The 22,875-nt window shown below is 42.6% G+C and carries 17 protein-coding genes; 13 read left to right on the plus strand and 4 right to left on the minus strand.

From position 1 onward, the window contains the following. The first annotated feature begins 129 nt into the window (after window positions 1-129). From BSCG_RS20550 to BSCG_RS20540, 3 genes are all read left to right on the plus strand, one after another. Window positions 130-717 carry a tyrosine-type recombinase/integrase gene (locus BSCG_RS20550; RefSeq protein WP_008646584.1) on the plus strand — a complete coding sequence of 196 codons (588 nt, stop codon included), beginning with the start codon at window positions 130-132 and terminating at the stop codon, window positions 715-717. A gap of 468 nt (window positions 718-1,185) precedes the next feature. Next, a complete protein-coding gene (locus BSCG_RS20545; protein ID WP_008646585.1) occupies window positions 1,186-1,644 on the plus strand; it encodes a lipocalin family protein in 459 nt (152 codons plus the stop codon). A 92-nt stretch (window positions 1,645-1,736) separates the two neighbouring features. Next, a complete protein-coding gene (locus tag BSCG_RS20540; protein ID WP_229093013.1) occupies window positions 1,737-2,174 on the plus strand; it encodes a hypothetical protein in 438 nt (145 codons plus the stop codon). A 764-nt stretch (window positions 2,175-2,938) separates the two neighbouring features. On the opposite strand, the gene BSCG_RS20535 is transcribed toward BSCG_RS20540, so the two are convergent. Further along, window positions 2,939-3,715, minus strand: a complete 777-nt coding sequence (locus tag BSCG_RS20535; RefSeq protein WP_004311110.1) for a Cof-type HAD-IIB family hydrolase — start codon at window positions 3,713-3,715, stop codon at window positions 2,939-2,941. A 217-nt stretch (window positions 3,716-3,932) separates the two neighbouring features. Continuing rightward, window positions 3,933-4,436 (minus strand): RNA polymerase sigma factor, encoded by a 504-nt coding sequence (locus BSCG_RS20530; protein ID WP_004302598.1) that lies wholly within the window; start codon window positions 4,434-4,436, stop codon window positions 3,933-3,935. A gap of 594 nt (window positions 4,437-5,030) precedes the next feature. On the opposite strand from BSCG_RS20530, the gene BSCG_RS20525 reads away from it, so the two are divergent. From BSCG_RS20525 to BSCG_RS20495, 7 genes are all read left to right on the plus strand, one after another. Further along, complete coding sequence (locus BSCG_RS20525; RefSeq protein ID WP_008775245.1) at window positions 5,031-6,386, plus strand: SWIM zinc finger family protein; 1,356 nt, start codon at window positions 5,031-5,033, stop codon at window positions 6,384-6,386. Then, window positions 6,374-9,235, plus strand: a complete 2,862-nt coding sequence (locus BSCG_RS20520) for a DUF6493 family protein (RefSeq protein ID WP_004311108.1) — start codon at window positions 6,374-6,376, stop codon at window positions 9,233-9,235. Before BSCG_RS20525 ends, BSCG_RS20520 begins: the two co-directional genes overlap by 13 nt. Window positions 9,236-9,248: 13 nt before the next feature. Then, a complete protein-coding gene (locus BSCG_RS20515) occupies window positions 9,249-12,098 on the plus strand; it encodes a DUF6493 family protein (RefSeq protein WP_004311107.1) in 2,850 nt (949 codons plus the stop codon). Between the two features lie 67 nt (window positions 12,099-12,165). Continuing rightward, window positions 12,166-12,939, plus strand: a complete 774-nt coding sequence (locus tag BSCG_RS20510) for a M15 family metallopeptidase (RefSeq protein ID WP_004311106.1) — start codon at window positions 12,166-12,168, stop codon at window positions 12,937-12,939. 68 nt (window positions 12,940-13,007) lie between these two features. Further along, the gene (locus tag BSCG_RS20505) at window positions 13,008-14,198 is read left to right on the plus strand and encodes a THUMP-like domain-containing protein (protein ID WP_032844336.1); all 1,191 of its coding nucleotides are present in this window, start codon (window positions 13,008-13,010) and stop codon (window positions 14,196-14,198) included. A gap of 48 nt (window positions 14,199-14,246) precedes the next feature. Further along, window positions 14,247-14,900, plus strand: coding sequence for a hypothetical protein (locus tag BSCG_RS20500; protein WP_008775247.1), 654 nt, complete (start codon window positions 14,247-14,249; stop codon window positions 14,898-14,900). Between the two features lie 20 nt (window positions 14,901-14,920). Beyond that, window positions 14,921-15,385 (plus strand): hypothetical protein, encoded by a 465-nt coding sequence (locus BSCG_RS20495; RefSeq protein ID WP_008775248.1) that lies wholly within the window; start codon window positions 14,921-14,923, stop codon window positions 15,383-15,385. Between the two features lie 21 nt (window positions 15,386-15,406). On the opposite strand, the gene BSCG_RS20490 is transcribed toward BSCG_RS20495, so the two are convergent. Continuing rightward, window positions 15,407-17,257 carry a mechanosensitive ion channel family protein gene (locus tag BSCG_RS20490; RefSeq protein ID WP_004311103.1) on the minus strand — a complete coding sequence of 617 codons (1,851 nt, stop codon included), beginning with the start codon at window positions 17,255-17,257 and terminating at the stop codon, window positions 15,407-15,409. A 127-nt stretch (window positions 17,258-17,384) separates the two neighbouring features. On the opposite strand from BSCG_RS20490, the gene BSCG_RS20485 reads away from it, so the two are divergent. Next, window positions 17,385-18,374: a calcium/sodium antiporter gene (locus BSCG_RS20485; protein ID WP_004311102.1), complete on the plus strand. Its 990-nt coding sequence runs from the start codon at window positions 17,385-17,387 to the stop codon at window positions 18,372-18,374. A gap of 70 nt (window positions 18,375-18,444) precedes the next feature. On the opposite strand, the gene BSCG_RS20480 is transcribed toward BSCG_RS20485, so the two are convergent. Next, window positions 18,445-20,013 carry a DUF4832 domain-containing protein gene (locus tag BSCG_RS20480; RefSeq protein ID WP_004311101.1) on the minus strand — a complete coding sequence of 523 codons (1,569 nt, stop codon included), beginning with the start codon at window positions 20,011-20,013 and terminating at the stop codon, window positions 18,445-18,447. A 221-nt stretch (window positions 20,014-20,234) separates the two neighbouring features. Between BSCG_RS20480 and BSCG_RS20475 the strand changes: the two genes are divergently transcribed. Continuing rightward, the gene (locus tag BSCG_RS20475) at window positions 20,235-21,488 is read left to right on the plus strand and encodes a DUF2264 domain-containing protein (RefSeq protein ID WP_008775250.1); all 1,254 of its coding nucleotides are present in this window, start codon (window positions 20,235-20,237) and stop codon (window positions 21,486-21,488) included. Window positions 21,489-21,703: 215 nt separating this feature from the next. Then, window positions 21,704-22,621, plus strand: a complete 918-nt coding sequence (locus tag BSCG_RS20470) for an alkaline phosphatase (protein WP_004311099.1) — start codon at window positions 21,704-21,706, stop codon at window positions 22,619-22,621. Window positions 22,622-22,875 lie beyond the last annotated feature (254 nt).

Consider the following 22,875-nt stretch of genomic DNA (forward strand, 5'->3'; position numbering starts at 1 on the left):
ACTTAGTGTCCTTGCTTTATAATATTCACTTCTGTTATTAGTGAATGTTTAGCTAATAATCAGCAAGTTAGATATTCCAGTTTAAAATTAATATTCACTTATATTAGTTTCACTATAAAACAGAACGTTATGTCACTTAAATATTCAAGTACAACAGCAGATTATCTGCAATGGAGCGAAGCGATGAACTTAATAAGAAAATTGGCAAGGGATAGTAATTATAAGATGTCACTTCTTATTGCTTTAGGTTGCTTCACAGGTCTAAGAATTTCTGATATTCTTGCTTTGAGGTGGAATCAGATACTAGATGCAGAAGAGTTTACCATTACAGAGATTAAGACAGGGAAGCAAAGGACAATTAGGATTAACATGCAGCTACAACAACATATCAGAGATTGTTATGAGCATATAAATCCAGTTGGCATAAATGCTCCTGTATTGATAAGTCAGAAGGGGACAGTGTATACAGTTCAGAGAATCAATGTCATGTTGAAGGAGATTAAGAAGAAGTACAGGTTACATATAGGCAATTTCAGTTGCCATTCTCTTAGGAAGACCTTTGGCAGACAGGTCTACAACATGAATAACGATAATTCGGAGCTTGCACTTGTCAAGCTCATGGAGCTATTCAATCATTCCAGTGTATCAATTACTAAGAGATACTTGGGATTAAGGCAAGAGGAACTACTTAATACCTATGATTGTCTTAGCTTCTGATAATTAGGTTGGTATGGAAGCTCAGAATTTCTACTTATATGGGGATTTGGCAAGTTTCATACCAACCTTGAATTATTGAGTAGAGACAGCTCTCAATGATTAATGAACAATAGTTCTTGCAAATATAAACATCTTTCGTAACTTTGTGGCAGTTTCAGCCTTTAGCGTTAAGGTTGACTTGTATTTATTACGAAAGGTGTTATTGATATTATCTTCTATTGACAAATTCTCGCAAGATTTGGAAGTAGTATGAAGATGATAGCAATAGCACCCATATCTGTTTGATTATGTTTCCCTTTATGGGATTTCATAGCTCTAAATAGGTGTGGGGTTGCTGTTGCTTTATCCATACTACAGGCAATGCGAGAAGCCAGTCAATAGGATGAAGTTAATAGTTCCCTGCACCTTCTTTATTTAATAATGCCTACCGTAGGGGAACAGGTTGGCAGAATTAAATTTATATCAATTATGAGAACATTGAGATTTATTGGAACGACCTTGTTAATGGTTGTGTTGTGTTTGAACTTTACCGCTTGTGGTGATGATGACGATGATGATACTCCTACTTCCGAGAAACTTGTAGGTCAGTGGATATTGGTTTATGAAGAAGGATATGAGAAGAATCCTGCATATCCCGAATATGATGAAGAGTGGTCGAGAGTCCCCGAAGGAGAATGTTATGATTATGGACATTTGACATTTAGAGCAGACGGAACATTCACTGAATATGAATTAGATAACTCTGTTATTGGTAATGGTAAATGGACATTAAGTAATGGTCTTCTATCTTTACGCTATGGTTCAGATACAGATGTGTATGATTTGAAAGTTACAGAGTTGACTTCTACCAAGTTGGTACTTGAATGTTATGAAGAGAAGTCAGATGGTGACAAGGAATATTCTAAAATGACATATCAGAGGAAATAACTACTATGAGAATCAGACTATTCACTATATTATTAACCTTCACTCTCTGTATTAGTAATGTGTACAGTGTTAATCCCGAAAGACAGAGAGGTATGAGGTACGCAGTAGAAGGACATTTCGCAGTCGGTGCATCAAGCGTAGAGAGTGCCATGAACTTTGGTTTCACAGCTTCCATAGGCTATCAACTTAATTCAAACATCTTCCTTGGTATAGGTGGAGGGTATATCAATTATCCGCAATACGCAGACGGCTATGTAGATAACGCCTTCCCTATTTATGCAGATGCCAAGTACAACTTCAATGACAAGAAGGTTTCACCGTTTGTACAGTTGAAAGCAGGATATGATGTTTCATGTAATAATGGCTTCTACACCAATCCAACCGTGGGAACAAGCTTTGCATTGGGACGTAATATGTTTCTTAATGTAGGACTTGGATATATCATAGACATAAACGAGGGGTATACAGGTTCAACCAAAGAGAACAAGACATGTGGTTCTGTCAATCTCAAGATTGGGTTTGAGTTTTAACAACAAAGAGAGGTCGTAGGTTTATTAACTTACTACCTCTCTTTACCTTCTAATTGCTGCCTTATTAATTACCTCCTTCTCTTCTTAACTAATTTATGCTTATCCTTCTTAGCTGAATTTGAGAATAGTTGTTCTAACATTTCCCTTGTAATAGGTAAATATGTAACCTCTGTTAATCTAGTCTCTCTAATCTCTTGTGGTAAATAATGAATTGTGTTAGTCTTCTTGGGTGTTACTTGCATATTTGTGTAGCAATAAATAGGTTGGTAATTGATTTATCTACAGTAAAGATACTAAGAAGCAGTGGAAGAATATAATACATGGAGCGAAGTTTTAAATATAGCATAGCAGGTACACATATATAAAAAATTCTGCATTTGGGTATAATAAGAAACAGTGATTTAATTCTTGATATGAGGAATTATTGCTAACTTTGCAGAGTAAGTTCAATGTTGACCTATTGTTGACCTCTGAACTTACATAGAGATAATTAATGTGTTGACAATCTGCCTTATACAAGGTTAGTATTAGAGTCTCATAATCTGGAGGTCCCTGGTTCAAGCCCAGGCTGGTCCACTGAAAAATTCCTGTAAGTGCTTCACTTGCAGGAATTTTTCCTTTTTATAGCCATCCTCCAACTAGAATAAAAGATAACTAATTGTTCCCAAACAGGTAAAAACAACAGCAACGGACAAAGCAGAAATGGCGAAGAATAAGCAATAGGGGAATAACACCTATAATATTAAGCTATAGAGTACCCAATATTAAATAATTCCAAAATGTTTCAGCGCTTTACAAAGCCCGTCATTCTCCACCGTATCAGTAACAAAATTGGCTGAAGCCTTGACTATCTCCGATGCATTTCCCATAGCCACTCCGATTCCGGCAACTTTCAACATAGGAATATCATTACCACCATCGCCGCAAGCCATTATTTCCGTCATTCCGATCCCATAATAATCAGCAAATACCGAAAGGCCGGTTGCTTTACTTATTCCTGCCACATTTACGTCAGCAAATAAAGGATGCCAGCGCGACAAGGAAAGATTAGGCAGAAACGACATCACTTTTTGTTCCATCTCATCATCGATATAAAAACAAAGCTGACAACACTCTTTCTTTTCAAACAGGTTTTCAATGTCTACAACGGTCGGGATAGGGTGTTCCACGATTTTAGCAATCTGTTCGACAGTCGGAGTCAGACGATTAACAAACACACCTTCATCCAATTCAATAGCGACTGCAAAATCAAAGGTCTTTGCTATTTCCATGGCTTTCTTAAAATCATCTTTCGGAATAAGGTGCTTTCTTATCACGGTGCCATCCCGCAAAACACAGTCGGCACCATTCAATGCAATAATTCCGTCATACGGAACATCAGCTATTTCATGAAGGTCGCCTGCCGCTCTACCGGTAGCAATGACTATTCGAATTCCACCGTCATGAATCTTCCTAAGGGCATCAACAGAGGATGGCAACACTTTATGAGTTTCAAAACTTACCAATGTTCCATCCACATCGAGCATGATCGCTTTTATCATAACATTTATATCTTTATTCATTCTTCGACAATTTAGAGAAGCAAATCGACTATCCTTGACTGATAAGTCAGAGCAGTCAATTAAACAGTGACAAAGTTACTGAAAAAATTCCCATAACAAATACAAACCTCCAACACATAAAATAAAAAAGGCAAAAGGAAACGAGATCCTTTTGCCCTATACCTATTGATACCAACTGAAAATTGATAGTAAACGTTTAGCGGAAGTCCTTTAATTCTTCCTGCAATTTCTGACGGGTAAAGAATATGCGGCTCTTTACAGTACCTAACGGAAGATTCAGCTTTTCTGCAATCTCACGGTACTTGAATCCTGAAACATGCATAGCAAACGGAACTCTGTATTCTTTCGGCAGAGCATTGACTACGCGATGCATTTCTTTTAAATCGTAAGCTCTTTCCGTACTTTCAAAACCTGAATCTTGTGGCAGGTTAAGGTGATAGAGGTTTTCAGTCTGATCGACAAATGTCTGATCGCGCACTATTTTGCGGTAATTATTAATAAAGATGTTCCGCATTATAGTATACATCCATCCTTTGAAATTTGTGTCGGGGGTATATTTATCTTCGTTATCCAATGCTTTTAATGAGGTTTCCTGTAACAAATCGTTTGCTTCTTCACGATCGGTTGTCAGTTTATATGCAAAACGGAGTAATTCATCCTGTACTCCTATCAGATCTTTCCTGAAGCTTAAACTTTTCATATACGTTATTTTTAAATTGTGAGTATTCGTTATCATCATTTCGATGTTGCAAGTTTACGCGTTTTCAACAAATGTGGCAGGTGAAGAACAAACATTGTTTAGGGGAAAATCTATCAGTTGATAGAATTTAGGTCATTTCTGATAGTATTCAGGTGGTTTTGAGACTGTCCTTATAGCGAAAATCCCATTTTGAAGTCACACCTGACTCAAAATGGGATAACACAAACAAAACAAACAATATTAGCGATTTTCACAAACAGCTGTCTTTTTCATCTTTAAAAATTCATAAGACTTAATTTAGAATCTGTTACTAAAACATTCTAATTATGGGAACAAAAGTATTATTTTCCGGCAAAAAGGAACGTAGAAATTAAGAATAGTTATAAATAATAGTTGTTTTATGTATAAAAAATTGTGCCTGACTATAAAGAATTGTATTTAATATTTGCTGCCAAAAGAGGCATAAATGCTTCATTTGACGATATTTTATAATATCAGTATTCCAAAGCGATGTAAATTCTCCTACTTCTTTTTTTCACTAAGAATTAATTTCTATATTTGGAGAATATACAACCAAATTCAGATTTACTATCTATGACTGATACCATCTCTTACCAATATGCAGCTCCTTCCGCACTGCAACGGTCAGCCGATCAGGACGAACTGTTTCTTGCCAAATACAGCGAAATAGAAAAGAAAGAAGCACCCTGTTTCTTTTGGGGAAAGTTGACACAACCCTACATGACAGCACGCTGCCTCATCGCATTATCCAATGTTGTGCAGTCCAGTTTTAATCTGACACCGTCACAGCTTTCCATGCTGAAAGATCCGATTGTAACCGCAGGAAATGACCGCCTGCGTTTTGAAGGATTCTCTAATTGTGCAGGTGTATATGCCAGAGTCGACGTGCTTCCTGACGGACACGACGGAGAATTTCTGGAAAACGGGACAACAAACGTAGATTTTAATCCCGGAATGATTTCTGCCTTAGGAGGAATAGGCAGACAGGAGAATATGGTAATGTCGGTCGGTTCCAAAGAGGTGGGACTTTATCATAAAGGTGAGAAAGTGATAGAACGAAAAGTACCTCTTCCCGTGAAATGGATAAAAGGGCTGACTACAGTACAGATTTATCAATCCGTTGCGGAACAGCTCTACTCCTTCAATCGCATACAAACCTTGCAACTCTTCCAGACTCTTCCGAAAAGTAGTGTGAAATGCGACTATTATTTAGTGATGCGCGGTCAAAAACCCGCCTTTTCACCGGTGAAAAGCATGAATGCCGTCTGCATTGGAGGACTTCATCGCTTACGTCTACTCGAGCCCTTGCTTCCATTTGCCGATGAGCTGAAAGTCTTTGCGCATCCCACCATGCAATCTACCATTTGGCAACTTTATTTCGGTCCGGTACGCTTCAGCCTTTCTCTTTCCCGCGAATGTTGGAGAGGATTTTCCGGAGAAGGCGCCGCACTGGAATCTCTGCTCGAAGATGTCCCCGAAAGATGGATAGAAGCAATGGATAAATACAGTTATGCCAACCAACAGTTCAACCCCACTCTTTTTGCCATAGAGGAACATATTGACCTGGAGAAGGTAGATTCCCTCGCGGCACGGCTGGCAGCCATGGGGTTATTAGGATTCGATTTGGATGAAAACAGCTTCTTCTACCGTCGCCTGCCTTTCAAAACCGAACGTATTTTAAGTCTCAATCCTCGAATGATAGCTGCAGAAAAACTACTGGAAGAAGAAAAAGTAGAAATCATATCGAATGACGAGAAACGGACAGAAGCACGCGTGGCAGGAAGCGGAGGTGTCAGACATACGGTCATTCTCGACAGAGAAAGTGAGAAGGAGCGTTGCACTTGCACCTGGTTCAGCAGCAATCAAGGAGAACGGGGAGCTTGCAAACATATTCTGGCAGTAAAGAAACTAGTACAATGGAAGAACTAAAAAAAGAACTCGAGAAATTATCCAAGGCTTATGTGGATACTCCGGAGAATGAAGAGAAGATATTAATCCCTTTTGTCAAGAGATTACTGGAGTTACCAATGAAAGAAAGGCGGAAGCTGCTGCCGGTTATCCGGGATTTACAATGGATAAAAAGTAAGTTTGCCGGTTTCAGTAGTGAGACAACCTGCAGTGCGGCACGGGCACATTTTCTATCCGCTGTTCAGTTTGTCTGCGCCAACAAACGAGAGATGGATATGGCATATCATGTAAAGTTTGATATGCTTTGCAAACTACTCCCACTTTACTGCCCCACCTGGCTGATGGATTTTATCAATGATGACAAAACTTGGTTTAATTTCAATCTCAATTACGAACAGCTGATGCAGCTCATGGATATGGGATACCTCAAAGAAATTGCTCCAAGCCGCATTGCACATGTACTCCCCTGGATTACCCGCATCAGAAATAAGGAACCTAAAGGAAACGATACTTTCAACAGTGAGTTATTACTCAAGCGTGACATCACCCTGAAAGAACATATCTGGACGATTTTCGAATACGAATCGTCCATCGGCTATCAAGATAATTGCGCCAAAGAGGCTTATAAAAAAGGAGTTACCGCACGGGATGAAAGTATCAGTGCCGCTCTCTACCGCTTTTCGCTGGACGGCCATCTGGATAGAGAACGCCTATTAAAAGCCACACTCGCCACCTTCCACCGGAGTTTCAAAAAAGATATGGCAGGATGGTTTGCCGGATTCTTCGAAACTCTGCAACCAACTACCGGAGAACTGTTATCCTTGCAAGAAGAGATGATGCAAATATTCACCTCTTCCTATACCAAACCGGTGAACGTGATGTTGCAACAGTTGAAAAATATTGCATCCGAAGAAGGATTCCGTTATCAGGAATTCATCGAACGTGCAACCACCCTTTTCTTCTCCAGCCCCAAAAACTCGCTGCTTACCATTTACGCCCTCTTTGAAAAGATCGTCGCACAACATCCCGAGATGAAAGAGCCCTGCTGCATCACTCTCTGCCAACTCTTCTTGAAGAAAGACGAAAGCCTTCAAAAGAAAGCCGCTAATTTTATATCAAAATATGGAGACGTCTCTTCATCCAATCTCCAGGAAACACTGCAATCTTATCAACCGGAGATGTTTCAAAGCGTGCATGCGATACTCTCTTCTTTCAAACCGCAGCCTACAGAAGAACCCCATGAGCCCGATGCAAGTGTGGGAGAAACGGTACACATCTGCAGGGAAGACAACCCTATTCCCTTCCCCGCCAACAAAGAAGATTTCCTGTTCCAGCTTAGTCGTTTGTTCGACATGGAGGAAAGTTGGGAGATAGAAACAACCATCGCCGCCATCATTGCTTTCCATCCCCAATTGGACAAAGAAGATCTCAACCGGATGGAACCTGTTTTCCAGCGGGCTGCCACTATCGTTGCCAATAGCTGGGAGCCATACGAAGATCTTCTCGCTACCTTCCTACTGGAATATCAACGCTTATGGGCACAGAAAGATACCTCCAACACAGGATTTTTGAGAAATATGTTCACCCGACTGGAAGAAAGGCTGAAAGGAATAGATGAAAACAGAGGAGCTTATGACGAGCGCTCTTTCAAACGACTTGCCGACTGGAAACCCGGCTACAGCAACGCAACCTGTTTCACGCCCATCAAACATTTATGGCTAAATGTGATCCGTAAAATAAAAGGAGGCAATGCCTTCCCCCTACTTTCTACTCCCACCCATACCCCGGCATACGTACAGGCTACCGAACTGGTACGCCGGCTTGCCGTATATCAGAAAGCAGAAACGAAACCCTGTCCATGGGATTTCCAGCTAGCTATTGCCCGATGTGCTATGGAAGACAAAGAAGAAGCCATCGCCACCGCCCGGCAACTGTTGCAAGATGAATACCTGCATCTCTTTCTGTTCCTGTTGGATGAAAACACGCTACCCGAACCGCCCTACAATCATCCAACCGCCTGGATGGCCGCCGGACTGGTAAAAGCACCGGAGACGGAATTCGAAGCATTCAAATCTTTCGCCTGTAACACATTACCACACAACTATCTGACAGGAGACTACGAGTGGAAAGAGGTGAAACCCAAAGAGAAATCATACGAAACTGACAGGCGTCTGCTCCAACTCGAGTTCTACAAATGGCATACATATACTGAATACAACAGCCACCAGTTATGGCAGGAACATCTGATTATCAACAGTAAATATAACATGGATGATTCCCGTTACATGGAACCTCTGCTATGCTGTTTCCCCAACCGCCCGGAACCATTGATAGCCCAAATTATCACTTGCTACATGACTTTCGGCACTCCGCAGGAAGACAGCAAACGCACCCTCGCCTGTGCCTTGCGCATGCTGTTGTCTTTCCACTGCCCGCTCAAAGAGATGAGTTTGTTCCTACTAAGTGGTTCGCTGCTTTTTGTAGACAAAACAGTCCGTTCCTATGCAGCCGAATTATGGGTAGAAGGAATATCCACAGGAAGAATAAACAATCACCGGGTAGGAGAAATCCTGGCCCGCCTCATCCAGATGGAACTTGCTCCGCTAAAACGCTTCACCACACAAGTGTACGAAAGCATGTACAAACGAAGTACTTTCCACAACCAGCAACTGGAAGCACTGCTCACAGAATTTATAGGCGGATTGCCAGACAAACCCGTTACCGGACTCAAACAACTGCTCGAACTTTATCTGGAGCTATTGACCATCAACCACAGCAAGGTTACAGACAAACAACTCCTGCAACGCCTGCAAGAATGGGGCACAAACAGCAACCTGAAAAAAGTGACGACTTCACTCAACAACCTATAACAAATTCATGATTATGACCATAGAAGAACGCCTCAACGAGATAGTAGAAAAAGGACAAGGCGACGCCATCATCCCTTTTCTGCAAGGACTAACGCAGGAAGAACGAAAAACGCTTGTTCCCTGCCTTAACAAATTGGAAGAACACTACAATAAATTCGTGCAACTTAACGAGAACACATACGGTACACGCGGAACTCCCGAACAGCATCGTATCATCAATCTTACCGCCCTCGTCATCTATTCGCTAAAAGAATTCCGCAAACACGAATGGGGAATCTATACGGAACAACTGAATGAATTGATCCCATGGTACATTCCTTCCTGGATCGACAGTTTCTTCAAAGAGGGTGAAAGCAAGGAATTCGGCGGTTTCTATGGAATGAATTACGAAACTCTGATGGATTGGATAGAACAGGGAGTACTCACCCTAACACCCTCTCCGCAAACCATCGCCGGTTATCTGGTGAACTACATGAACAATACCGATTTCCTGCAAAAGCGGGCAATCACACTCAAAGAACATATCTGGTATCTGTTCCAATACGATTGCGGACAAAACTGGACGGATAATCGTACAAGCGGACAGCCTTATTTCTCTTTCAGATACTTCGTAGAACACGGTCAACTAGATCGTATGCGTGTATTAAAAGAATCTCTGCTTGCCGTCAACCGGAATCTGAACAAAAACCTAAGTAGTTGGTTTGCAGGCATGTTTACCGCACTTAACCCCAGCACAGAAGAACAACTGACACTACAACCGGAAATATTTGCCGTTCTGTCCGCCCCTCACAGCCGTCCGGTAAATATCATACTCGGACTGCTGAAGAACTTATGCACTCACCCACAATTCCAGGTTGAAGAGTTTCTAAGTCAGACTTCCGTGCTTTTTGCTTCGGACGTGAAAGCGATTCACCAAAACACACTGGCAATACTCCATAAGCTGGCAAAAGAAAGAAAAGAACATCGCGACACTATCTGTTGTGCAGCCGCACAAGGACTGATGAGCCGGGAAGAATCCACCCAAAGTAAGATAGTCAAACTTATTCAGACGTATGGAGAGACGGCATCTACTACATTAAAAGAGGTACTTTCCATATATACGGAAACCATGTTGGCTAATACTAAAAAGGAGCTGAAAGCGTATTTGGAGAATAATGAGCCGGAAGATTCCGCCTCTTTCACGTATGAGCCAATACTCCCTATCATCCGTGAAGACAACCGGATACAGGAAATCACTTCCACTGAAGACCTGATATTTCTAGCCAGCCAAGTGCTCGACGTGAACGAGATCTATCACTTCGACCTGTTACTCGGAGCCTTAGTGAAATGGGACCGGCAACAGGAAGCAAAACAAATCTCTCAATGGACCCCTATTCTCCAACGTGCCTACAAATTGCTGATGAGCGGAGGAAGTTCCCGAAATGGTATATTAGACCAGTTAATGGCCACCTTCCTCCTTGACTATGCCAAACTGCTGATTAAACGTTTCCCTGAAGAAGCCCAAGAGTTAAACAACTTACATCTGAAAATGGTACAAAAAGACGAACTTCAAAAAGGCAAATGGGGGTATCGTAATCTACAAAAACTCACCATTCGTGAAAAGACGAACAAAAAAATAAAGTTCCCCGTTCATAAGCAACTGTTATGCCGGACATTAGACCTTCTGGAAAGCAAGGAGAAACCTTTGCCCCTATTGTCCACTCCCACTCATACACCGATGTTTATCGCTCCGGAAACCCTGATAGAAAGGTTAAAACAATATCAGCAGGCAAATGCCGAACCGGACGATATGGATATGCAAACAGCACTTTCACGAGTGGCACTGGAAAGTTCGTCGCAAGAGCTTCCTCTGCTCCTCCGAAGTTTGAAAGGAGAATACCGGCACCTGCTCACTTTTTTGCTGGGAGAAAAAGACGTACTTCCCCAAGCACCTTTCAATCATCCTTCCTGGTGGATGATGGCAGGATTAATGAAATCACCGGAAACAATCTATGCTGAATTTAAAGATTTCTCCTATAATAAAAGTCCACGTGAATTTCTGACCGGAAACTTTAAATGGAGAACCTATCAGTATACTGACTCGTACACGGATTATAACAAGAAAACGGTAGAATGGATTTGTTCAACTCTTACTTTCGATATTCCGGAAAGCGAGAACTCTCATGTCATCAATAAAGACAAATATAATGAAAGAGTCAGTTACTATTCATACGATCCGCATCCGTTACTGGTTGAAATGTACCCACAGATAGAACGTTTTGACGACATACAGAACGACTTGCCACGTTTGGCATGGTTAACTCCCAATATACCGGAGCCACTATTGGTATGGTGCATCCGCAGCGCCATATACGACCCGACGTTAAATGAGGTAAGGGAAGCAGGTATCACCCAAGCTGCCATTGAAGCGCTTCATCAGTTAAGGCATACATGGCACGAAGTGTCTTATCTGCTGGAAGCCACTTGCATGCTGGTAGCCGATAAAACTTCCCGTTCCTATGCTGCCGAAATCTGGATAGAGCGTGTAGGTCAAGGCTGCATAGACAGTGGACGCATAGGCAGCATCTTAAGTTCGCATCAACATACCGGCTGGGGACCGCTGAAAAGACTCACTGATCTGATACAGCAACAAATGATAAACGTCAGTCCGCTGCATAACCGGGAATTGGAGAAACTAATCGTGGCAATGTTGGCCGGACTTCCAGAAAAGCCTGTCAAAGACTTAAAGAAATTACTGGAAATATATGCGGAGCTGTTATCCATCAACCATAGCAAAGCCGAAGACGAACATGTTTTGCACCTGCTTGACGCATGGAAAGGAGTGGCCAATCTGAAGAAAGCAGCAGCTAATATCCAACGGTAAGAGAGGTAGCTTATTGGAGCTAAAGCCAAAAAGAAGTATCTTTGGCACACTAAATACAAAAGGTTGAATGATTATTCTAAAATATAGTTTAGCTATTTTCTGTTTACTGCTGACAGGATGCTCCTTCTTTTCCAGTCATAAGGAAAAGGAGAGCACTCCCCTCATGGAATACGAACAAACGACGGAGGATATACAACCACGCGAAGAATGTTCCACCGTTTCACCACCGGAGCGAAGCGAAATGGCTCTCTACATGGACTCATTAGGACTCGTCAATATAGCTGACCTGGATAGCAGTCTCGTTGTAAAACTGATGTATACACAGGCTGATAATTTCACAGGCGAAGTGCTTTACGACAACTTAACGGAAGCCTACCTGCATCCGGATGCGGCATACGCTCTGATAGAAGCACAAAAAGCCTTAAAGAGACTATACCCGTCTTATAGTCTTATCATTTACGATGCGGCACGTCCAATGTCGGTACAGAAAAAGATGTGGAACGTAGTGAAAGGAACGTCCAAATATAAATATGTCTCCAACCCCAACCGTGGAGGCGGGTTACACAACTACGGACTGGCAGTAGACGTCAGTATCCAAGACTCTCTGGGACAGCCCCTGCCGATGGGAACCAAAGTAGACCACTTAGGCATGGAAGCACACATCACAGACGAGATCGGATTGGTACATAATGGAAAAATGAGTGAAACAGAGCGTCAGAACCGGTTACTGCTACGAAAAGTGATGAAAGAGACCGGATTCCGTGCATTACCCAGCGAATGGTGGCATTTCAATTTTTGCAGCCGGGACGTAGCCAAACAGAAGTATAAGTTAATACCATAACCGACACTCAACAACCCCATAATCAGAGCTCGACGATTCATTGTAATATCCTATAACACAATAACACCATGATGCAAATCTCTCCTGAAACCCAACTTTTTATTCGCGAACATTCATCGGACGATGTACGTGTGCTGGCTTTACAAGCTAAAAAGTACCCGGATATAGATATGCCGACCGCCATCACCCAAATTGCAGGAAGGAAGGTAGCAGCCGAAAAGATTCCCTCATGGTGGGAGATCGAAAAGATATGGTATCCGAAACATCTGTCGCTGGAACAATGCTCTTCAGAAATCACCGCCCGCTACAAAGCACGTCTTTTGCAGGGAGATTCTCTGACCGACCTCACCGGCGGATTCGGCATTGACTGTTCTTTTCTTGCCACCGGATTCAAATCCGCCACTTACGTAGAACGTCAGGAGGAACTCTGCGAAATAGCAGCACATAACTTTCCCGTACTGAATCTAAACCATATAAACATAAAAAACGAAGATGGAGTAACCTACCTGCAAGTAATGTCCCCCGTAGACTGCCTTTTCCTCGATCCTGCGCGCCGCAATGAGCACGGCGGAAAAACGGTTGCCATCTCCGACTGCGAACCAAACGTAGCCGAACTGGAAGAGCTTTTACTTCAAAAGGCCAACCGGGTAATGATAAAACTCTCCCCCATGCTCGATCTTTCATTAGCACTGAAAGAACTGAAACAGACACAGGAAGTTCACATTCTGTCCGTCAACAACGAATGCAAGGAACTACTAATTCTACTCGGACAAACATCACCGGCAGAAATCTCCATTCATTGTGTGAACCTTTTCACAAAAGGAACTCAAAAAGAACAACACTTTGTATTCACCCGCGAACAGGAACAATGCAGCGAATGCACATATACGGATTCTTTAGAAACCTATCTTTACGAACCGAATGCCTCCCTTCTGAAAGCCGGTGCTTTCCGTAGCATTGCAGCAGCTTACCCTGTCCGCAAACTGCATCCCAATAGCCATCTTTATACTTCCGATACTTTCATTGAAAACTTCCCCGGAAGAATATTCCGTATTGTCAACCAGTGCAGTTTCAATAAAAAAGAAGTAAAGGAGAATCTGGCAGACCTGAAAAAAGCAAATGTAACTGTCCGTAACTTCCCCGCCACAGTAGCCGAACTCCGCAAACGAATCCATTTGGCTGAAGGAGGAGATACCTACTTATTTGCCAGTACATTAAATAATGGGCAAAAAGTTCTGATTCGCTGTGAGAAAGTCTGAACTATTTTCTATTTTTGCAAAAAAGAAACACAATCTAAACTAATCCAGATGAATCAAACACTCATAAAAGCCATTCTATTACTAATCGCATTCACCTTGTCCTGTCACACTCCACTTTTCTCACAGAGAGATTTTGAGCGACACGAGTTCTCTTTTCACGCGGGCTACGGTGTTATGTTCCATCACCCTCCTACACTCACGTTAAGTACCCATAGTTACCAACGTACACTCGCACAAGGCGTAAGCTGGGATGGACAATATAATTTCCGCCCTCTCAAACGTTTTGTCTTTGGAGGAATCTACTCCGGATTTTCTTCCAAAGGAAGTCATCCGGAAGGGAAGGACCATTTATGGGTTCATTTCATTGGTACTCAAATCGGAATGTGTAATGCCAACACCAAACATTGGCAAATCCGCGTAACAACTGGTCCCGGTGGAGTCATTCTACGGAACAACAGTGAGGTGTTCGGCAAAACACGGAAAGTGAAAGCCTTCACTATTGGTCTCCTGACCAATGCCAATCTTACCTATAAACTGAATCCCAATCTGGGAGTCAGTCTAGGAGTACAATATATGTATAGCGAACTGCTTAGAATGAGAACCCACTATCACGGAGAAAGGGTTATTGTAAAACTCGATGGCAATGATGATACCAACCTCACACGAATAAATTTCACTACGGGATTATCCTATTACTTCTAACATTCACTAAAAAAAGCACTATGAAGAAATATATACTCATTCTTTTTTCCATCATCAGCTTTTGGAGCTGTACGGAAGATGAATCGATTGACATCACAGTTTTACCTTCTGCCACCACTACAGGTGCCAACACCTTTGGCTGTCTGATGGACGGATGGATTTATGTGGGAGGACGATACCTGAATTGGGGGCACTCGTATGTCTGGACGTATGATTCATTCCACTACTATCCGGAGGAGGACAAACTATCCGTCAATGTTTCCGTCAAACCTGACATCAACATACACTTCATCATTTTATCTCCCCAGGAAGGCAAAGAAGCAACTCTCACCGATATACGGTTCAGAGGAGAAGAACTGGAAGACGGAACAGCTTTTATAAGCCATTTCGACCCAGAATTGAATATTATCAGTGCAACCTTCGGCAACGGCAAACGTCTGACTAACGGACGTTTTGATATCCATTATACAACACAACAGCAATAATAACGGCGGTGACAGTAATAACTATTCAGATTTACTTTCTTCTCCCGCCTTATTGGAAGGATTGTTACTTTTCTGATATTCTTTGGGAGTGGTTGTCTCATTTCCATCCCGTACAGCCATATAGTGCGGCGACATAATTTCAATGCCGGCTTCATTAAATTTATCCTGAATATTCTGATGCAAATCCGAATAAATCTGTGCCATTTTATCTGCCTGTTTGATATAAGCATTAATTTGATAGACCGGATACCAGTCGCTCAAAGAAGTCTCTAACACAAACGGACGCGGATCATCCACCACTCCGGGAGTATTCAACGCAGCATCAATCAGTATCTGATTAACTTGTCGCCAGGGAATATCATAACCGATAGATACTTCCGAGTGAATAATCAGTCCATATTCACGTGCCGAAGTACTGTAGTTTACCGTATGAGACGACATGATAAATGAATTGGGAACAGTCACAACCTCATTTTTAGGAGTCCGAATACGTGTCACTAGAGGAGTCTTTTCAATGATATCTCCGGTGGTATCATTCAATTTGATCCGGTCACCCATCTTAAACGGACGCATATAAGTGATAACCAATCCAGCGATGATATTACCAATAACCGTACTTGATCCGAGCGAAACAATCAATCCGACAAATACCGAAATACCTTGGAACACTCCGGAATCGGAACCTGGGAGATAAGGATAAATCATCGCAATCATAAATGCATAGAGCAGGAAACGAGCGATATGGAAAGTCGGCATCGCCCAGTCCGGGTAGAAGCCGTTGATTTTGAGCCGTCCTGCTTCCACCTCACGTGCCAGATACAAGACGAGACGTACCAAGTATTTCACGGCATACCAGATAACGATGATAGTAAACAATTTGGGCACATAGTCGATAATACCCACAAAGATACCGCGAATCGGATTCCATATATATCCTAACAGTTGGTATGCCAGTCCTTCCGTCTGGGGGAAGATGATGAAAATCAACGGTACGGTAAACAGTAGTTGCAATCCCATCAATATATACCGCCCGATACTGGACAGGAATACCAACAGGTTCGCCTGTTTCTGCGCATCCAGCAATTCATACCCCTGGATGGATACCGGTTTTATCTTTGTATCTTTCAGGCGCAGGATACGCGCTTTCAGTTTACGGAACAACCAGTTGGTCAAGCGGAACAGGAAATACTGTCCTACAATTACCAACACAAAATAGAGCACACGCTTTGCCATTCGCCAAAGTCCGTGCTCCGCTTTCATCTCATGCAGTTTGGCGACAACGTTCTGCTGTCTTTCTTTAGCCAGCGAATCACGAGAGACTCCTTCCCACAAGGCGTCCTGATCGGTAAGAGAAAGCAGTACTTTGCTGCCGTACATCAAATCGGAAACAATGTCCGAATGGTCAATAGCAACAGAATCGGGTTTCAGATTAAAACGTCTTCCTATTTCTTCGATCGCTGCACCGGTCATCTGTGCACGTTGCTGGGGAGTATATCCGCCACGTTTGGTGAAAAGGTAAAATAAGGTATCACCGTCCGCCACTACCGGCATGCCCTTAGTGAACTGCCGCAGGGAGTCGATACGCTGTCGCTGCTGTGCATATTTTACGGAGTCGGCGGTAGCCATCTGGAGCTTCATCTGCTCCATTTCCATCCGCATATTCGCCTCGTTGAGCCGGGCTTCTTCCAATGATTTCCGCATATTCACCAGATGGATAGAATCCGAATCCCGCTTCAAAGGAACATGTCCGCCCGTTATTGTATCTCCGGCAAATATCTTCTTAACCGCCTGTTCCAACTGTGCTTGCGCTCCGATTGCCAGGAAAGAAAAGAACAACACCAGTAACGACCGTTTTATTTTATTTATTTCCATACCTTATATTCCTTGATTATAATTAAGGTTAATCTAACATTTCATTAAAAACAGAGCAAACATACGGATTGTTTTTGACATTACCATTTCCAAATTGATTATCTTTGCCACTAAAAGAGAAAAAAGCATGAATATATTATTACTTATCGGGGGATTAATCCTCATTCTTCTAGGAGCTAACGGATTAACAGACGGTGCCGCCTCGGTAGCCAAGCGTTTTCGCATCCCTCCCATCGTGATCGGACTTACCATTGTTGCATTCGGCACTTCTGCCCCGGAACTGACGGTCAGTATATCTTCTGCCCTCAAAGGAAGCGCGGATATTGCCATAGGTAATGTGGTGGGAAGTAACATTTTCAATACGTTGATGATTGTGGGCTGCACGGCCTTATTCGCCCCGATTGTCATCACCCGCAATACACTTAGAAAAGAGATACCGCTCTGCATACTTTCTTCTATTGTCTTGCTGATTTGTGCCAATGATGTATTTCTGGATAAAGCTCCGGAGAATATCCTGAACAGAGTAGACGGCTTATTATTACTTTGTTTCTTTGTCATCTTCATGGGTTACACCTTTGCCATCGCCTCCAAGCCGGGCACAACGGAACAGGCGGGACAGATAGCACCTCCGACCATAGAAGAGGAGACAGAAATCAAATCACTCCCCTGGTGGAAATCCATTCTTTATATCATCGGAGGCTTGGCTGCCCTTATTTTTGGAGGTCAGTTGTTTGTTGACGGCGCTACGGGCATCGCCCGCAACCTGGGTGTCAGCGAATCGATTATCGGACTGACACTGGTTGCAGGAGGTACTTCTCTTCCTGAACTGGCTACGTCTATCGTTGCCGCATTAAAGAAGAATCCGGAAATTGCCATTGGAAATGTGATCGGTAGTAACCTCTTCAATATATTCTTTGTACTGGGATGTAGTGCCAGCATCACCCCTCTCCATCTTAGCGGAATTACCAACTTCGACCTGCTTACGCTAGTAGGTTCCGGTATCCTGCTCTGGTTATTCGGGCTGTTCTTTGCCAAAAGGACTATCACAAGAATCGAAGGAGGGATTATGATACTTTGTTATGTGGCGTACACGGTGGTATTGATTTATAACACTTGAGAATAGCAAAAGGCTTCTGACACTACTATCAGAAGCCTTTTTATTCATACAGGTAAATTAAAATTAATCGTTATTTCACCTCAACTGTTGTCAATACATTAACGCCATATTTTCCGTCTTCAGACACCCACCAGGTGGTATTACCATTCGCACAGCGCAGGGCGTAACGAGGATTATATTTCAACCGTTCCGAACCGTCGGGTATCCACAGACCCAGTCTGTATTCTCCGGCGGGCATTGAGCCTTGTAATTGAAGAGACTGATTTACAGAATGTACCAATGGCGTATATGCCGCGTCTCCCGGTTGGAACGGTTGCCAATCCAACGGGTTGGCTTTCGTCAGGAACTCGGTGACTTTCCCTTTGTCGTCAATCAACACAAAGTAGACAGGATGCTCCCCAAAGACAGTGGCAAAACCTCTGTTTACCAAGCCTAATTTCAGTCGGTTTTCCTTACCAGACTGTAACTTTTCCGGTAGTTGAAGCGACTGCAATTCAATCCGATAGCCAAGATGGTCGCGTATATAATCGAACATATTACGTTGTACCTTCGTTCCGTCCTGCTTCTGAAAATAGCTGTCGGATACAGGCATATGATGCTGACGAAGTGAATCTTCCGTTATCATTGTTTTCTTCCACACAATCATGGAGTATTCGGGAGGATTGTTCTCATCAAACCTGTTATTAGGATGCTGCTCTTTATAATTATGTATAATACTCAATGAAGTATAATGCTGGAGAAACAGGCGTCTCGCCGTTTGCATACCATCGATAATCCATCCTGCTGAAGGACTGTCCGGATCGGCACCTACACTCCAAAATCCCCAGGGAAGTTCACCGTCTACCACCAAATAAGGCGATTCTTTCACAATCTGGTCGAATTTGACAGTTCCTTCGTGCATATCAGCATCCCACCTGTCAGGCCGTATGACAATAAAGTCATCGTGGAACGAGAGTCTTTTATACAGTTCCGGTTTATCTTTCAACAGGTTCTTAAATTCCGGTAGTCTCACTTGTACATTTCTCTCTACGGGAACCACCGAAAGCAATTTTTCCAACACGGCTGCTTTTGTTTCTTCCGAGTTCTCCAAACCCTGAATAGAACTATGCCATTCTCCCCATGCACCGATCATGCCGGCTTGCACTACCAAAATCAGGTCTTTATTTTTCTCCAGGAAAGGTTTCAACTGGTCCAAATGTTCCAAAATCTGCTCTCCGGTAGGACCGACGGCGGCTCTCCCCATAAAGTCCCGCTCATAAGCAAAACGCAACACCGCTTTCTTACCCAACTTCTGTAGTTCATCAAAATAGGTTTGCATAGTTTGGAAGTTTTCCTCCGATAGTTTTTCACCTATTAAATAGGTAAGATAGAAATAGCTTTGAGCGAGTGACACACTGTCTGCTACATACTTTTCCGATAGTTCCAACAATTCCGTTGTCGGACGATCTTTCTCGTGCAACACATCCACCGCCGTCTCCAACCGGAATCCTCTTCCGGGATTATAGAGTCCATTTTCACCATGCAGATCATCCACACAAATTCCGCGAAACTCAAGAGTCCGTTGAGAATCACCACAGCCGCTTACCAGCAGGGCCAATAAAGCAGTCATCACACTGCCATACATCCAATTCTTCTTCATAGTAATATTTTGTTTGCAGGCAAATATATAACAAATCAAAACACGAACACAGATCACAACCCATTTCGCACAGGAAAGTATCAGTTTGGGATAAAAAAAGCAAAAGTATTAGTTAATGCTAAGATTGTATTTGTCTCGCAAGTTGAATAACCCTACCTTTGTCACAGCAGTCAGTAACAGTTAACTGACCATTAAAATAATCCTTAAACAGTAAATAATACATGAATAGATTAAATTGGTTCTTCTTACTAATAGTTACCGTTCTGTTGATTCCGGCAGAAAAGGCCACCGCAAAAAAGAAAACAGAAAAGTGTGACAGAGAAATATGGTGCGAAGTGATGTACCGGATGGCTGCTCCCGTATTAAGTAATATGAGCGAAGGAGCACTAAAACAAAATATGCTTGTCGAATTAAGCCCGACATGGGACGGCCGCAACAAAGATGTCACTTATATGGAATGTTTCGGACGACTGATGGCGGGACTGGCTCCCTGGTTGTCACTGCCGGATGATAACACCACAGAAGGCCCCCACCGTAAACAGCTCCGCGAATGGGCACTGAAAAGCTATGCCAATGCCGTAGACCCGAAAAGTCCGGACTATCTGTTATGGCGCCAGGAGGGTCAGACACTGGTAGACGCAGCCTATATCGCCGAAAGTTTTCTACGAGGCTATGATGCTTTATGGACACCGTTGGATAGCCTCACTAAACAACGTTACATCAATGAATTCACTCAACTCAGACGAGTTGATCCGTCATACAGCAACTGGTTATTGTTCAGTGCAACTGTTGAATCGTTTCTTCGAAAAGCAGGCGCACCCAGCGACACCTACCGTATAAGTTCTTCCTTACGGAAGATAGAAGAATGGTACGTAGGTGACGGCTGGTATTCGGACGGCCCCAACTTCGCATTCGATTATTACAATAGTTTCGTGATACATCCTATGTATATAGAATCACTGGAAATAATCACCGAAGCCGGCAAACACAAAAATATATGGAATATGCCCGGCTGCGATTATCAGAAAGCAATCACACGGGCACAACGATTCGGCATGATTCTCGAGCGGCTTATTTCTCCGGAAGGAACACTACCCGTTGTCGGACGTTCCATCACTTACCGCACCGGTTCCCTGCAAACTTTAGCCTTACTCGCCTGGCGAAAATGGCTTCCCAAAGAATTAACAAACGGACAAGTACGTGCCGGCATGACTGCTGTTATCGAGCGTATGTTTGGCAACGACCGCAACTTCAATGAAAAAGGTTTTCTAACACTGGGCTTCAACGGTTCACAACCCGGCATCTCCGATTATTACACCAATAACGGCAGCTTATATATGGCGTCACTTGCCTTCCTGCCGTTAGGTCTTCCCGCAGATGATCCGTTCTGGACAGATGCCGCACAGCCTTGGACTTCGAAAAAAGCATGGGATGGAGATGATTTTCCAAGAGATCATTCTTATCACGAGAAATAAGTGATAATCAGCATCATATAATAGTTTCCAGTTGTACTGGAAACTATTATCCATTCACACTGAAAAAACAAATAAAAAGCAATTTGTATAAAAGTATTGGTATATGCTAATATTATATTTGTCTCCTTTTCACAATAGCCCTACCTTTGCTTATCGTCAATGATGACGGCTCATTAAACAACGAATAAAACATTAACCATTTAAATAAAAGTATCATGAATAGACAAAACCTTTTAACATTGCTCGCTACATTCGCATTACTCTTCTGTTTCACATATTTTTGTAATGCCAAAGGAAAAGACAAGGCCAAACACGTTGTTTTCATCGGTTTAGATGGCTGGGGCGCATATAGCCTACCCAAAGCAGATATGCCTAATGTCAAAAAATTAATGGAAGACGGTTCTTATACATTAAAGAAACGTTCGGCACTTCCTTCTTCCAGCGCCATCAACTGGGCATCCATGTTTATGGGAGCCGGACCGGAACTTCACGGATATACCGAATGGGGATCCAAAACACCTGAACTTCCGTCGCGTGTATTGAACAAGAACGGAATCTTCCCGACTGTATTCCAATTGCTGCGCGACGCCCGTCCGGAAGCAGAAATCGGTTGCCTCTACGAATGGGAAGGTATCAAATATTTAGTGGACACCCTTTCTCTGAACTATCATTATCATGTTGCCGATTGCAACAAAACTCCCAAAGAATTAGGCAATATGGCATCAGCCTATATAAAAGAGAAACATCCGGCCCTTGTTGCCATCTGCTACGACGGCCCCGACCATACCGGACATACTGAAGGACATGATACTCCCGCCTATTATGAAAAACTCAAAGAGTTGGATATATATGTCGGTCAAATTGTCCAGGCTGTAAAAGACGCAGGAATCCTTGATGATACTATTTTTATATTAACTTCCGACCACGGCGGCATTGACAAAGGACACGGTGGCAAGACAATGCAAGAAATGGAAACAGCTTTCATCATTTCCGGCAAGAATATTAAAAAAGGACTTCGTTTTGATGACGTAAGCATGATGCAATATGATGTAGCTTCTACCATAGCATCTATTTTCAATCTCGAACAACCACAAGTCTGGATAGGCAGACCGATGAAGATTGTTTTCAAATAATCACTCTTTTCTCCATACTCATCTTATTTACTGAAACAAATACAGCAATAATCTTTCAATATACTGAAAGATTATTGCTGAAATATAGTCATTATACAAAAAGTCTACTCACTGAAAAAATGACTCTTCTTAAAAAAAGAATATCTAAACAGTCTGGAAAGGCATTAATTACATCCACCGTTTGAAAAGAATAGAAAAGCGCCGGCATTTACAAGTACAAAAATCTTTTTTATTATTATTTAAATGATTCCCCA

The organism is Bacteroides sp. 2_2_4 (assembly GCF_000157055.1).
In the GTDB taxonomy this organism is placed as follows: Bacteria; Bacteroidota; Bacteroidia; order Bacteroidales; family Bacteroidaceae; genus Bacteroides; species Bacteroides ovatus.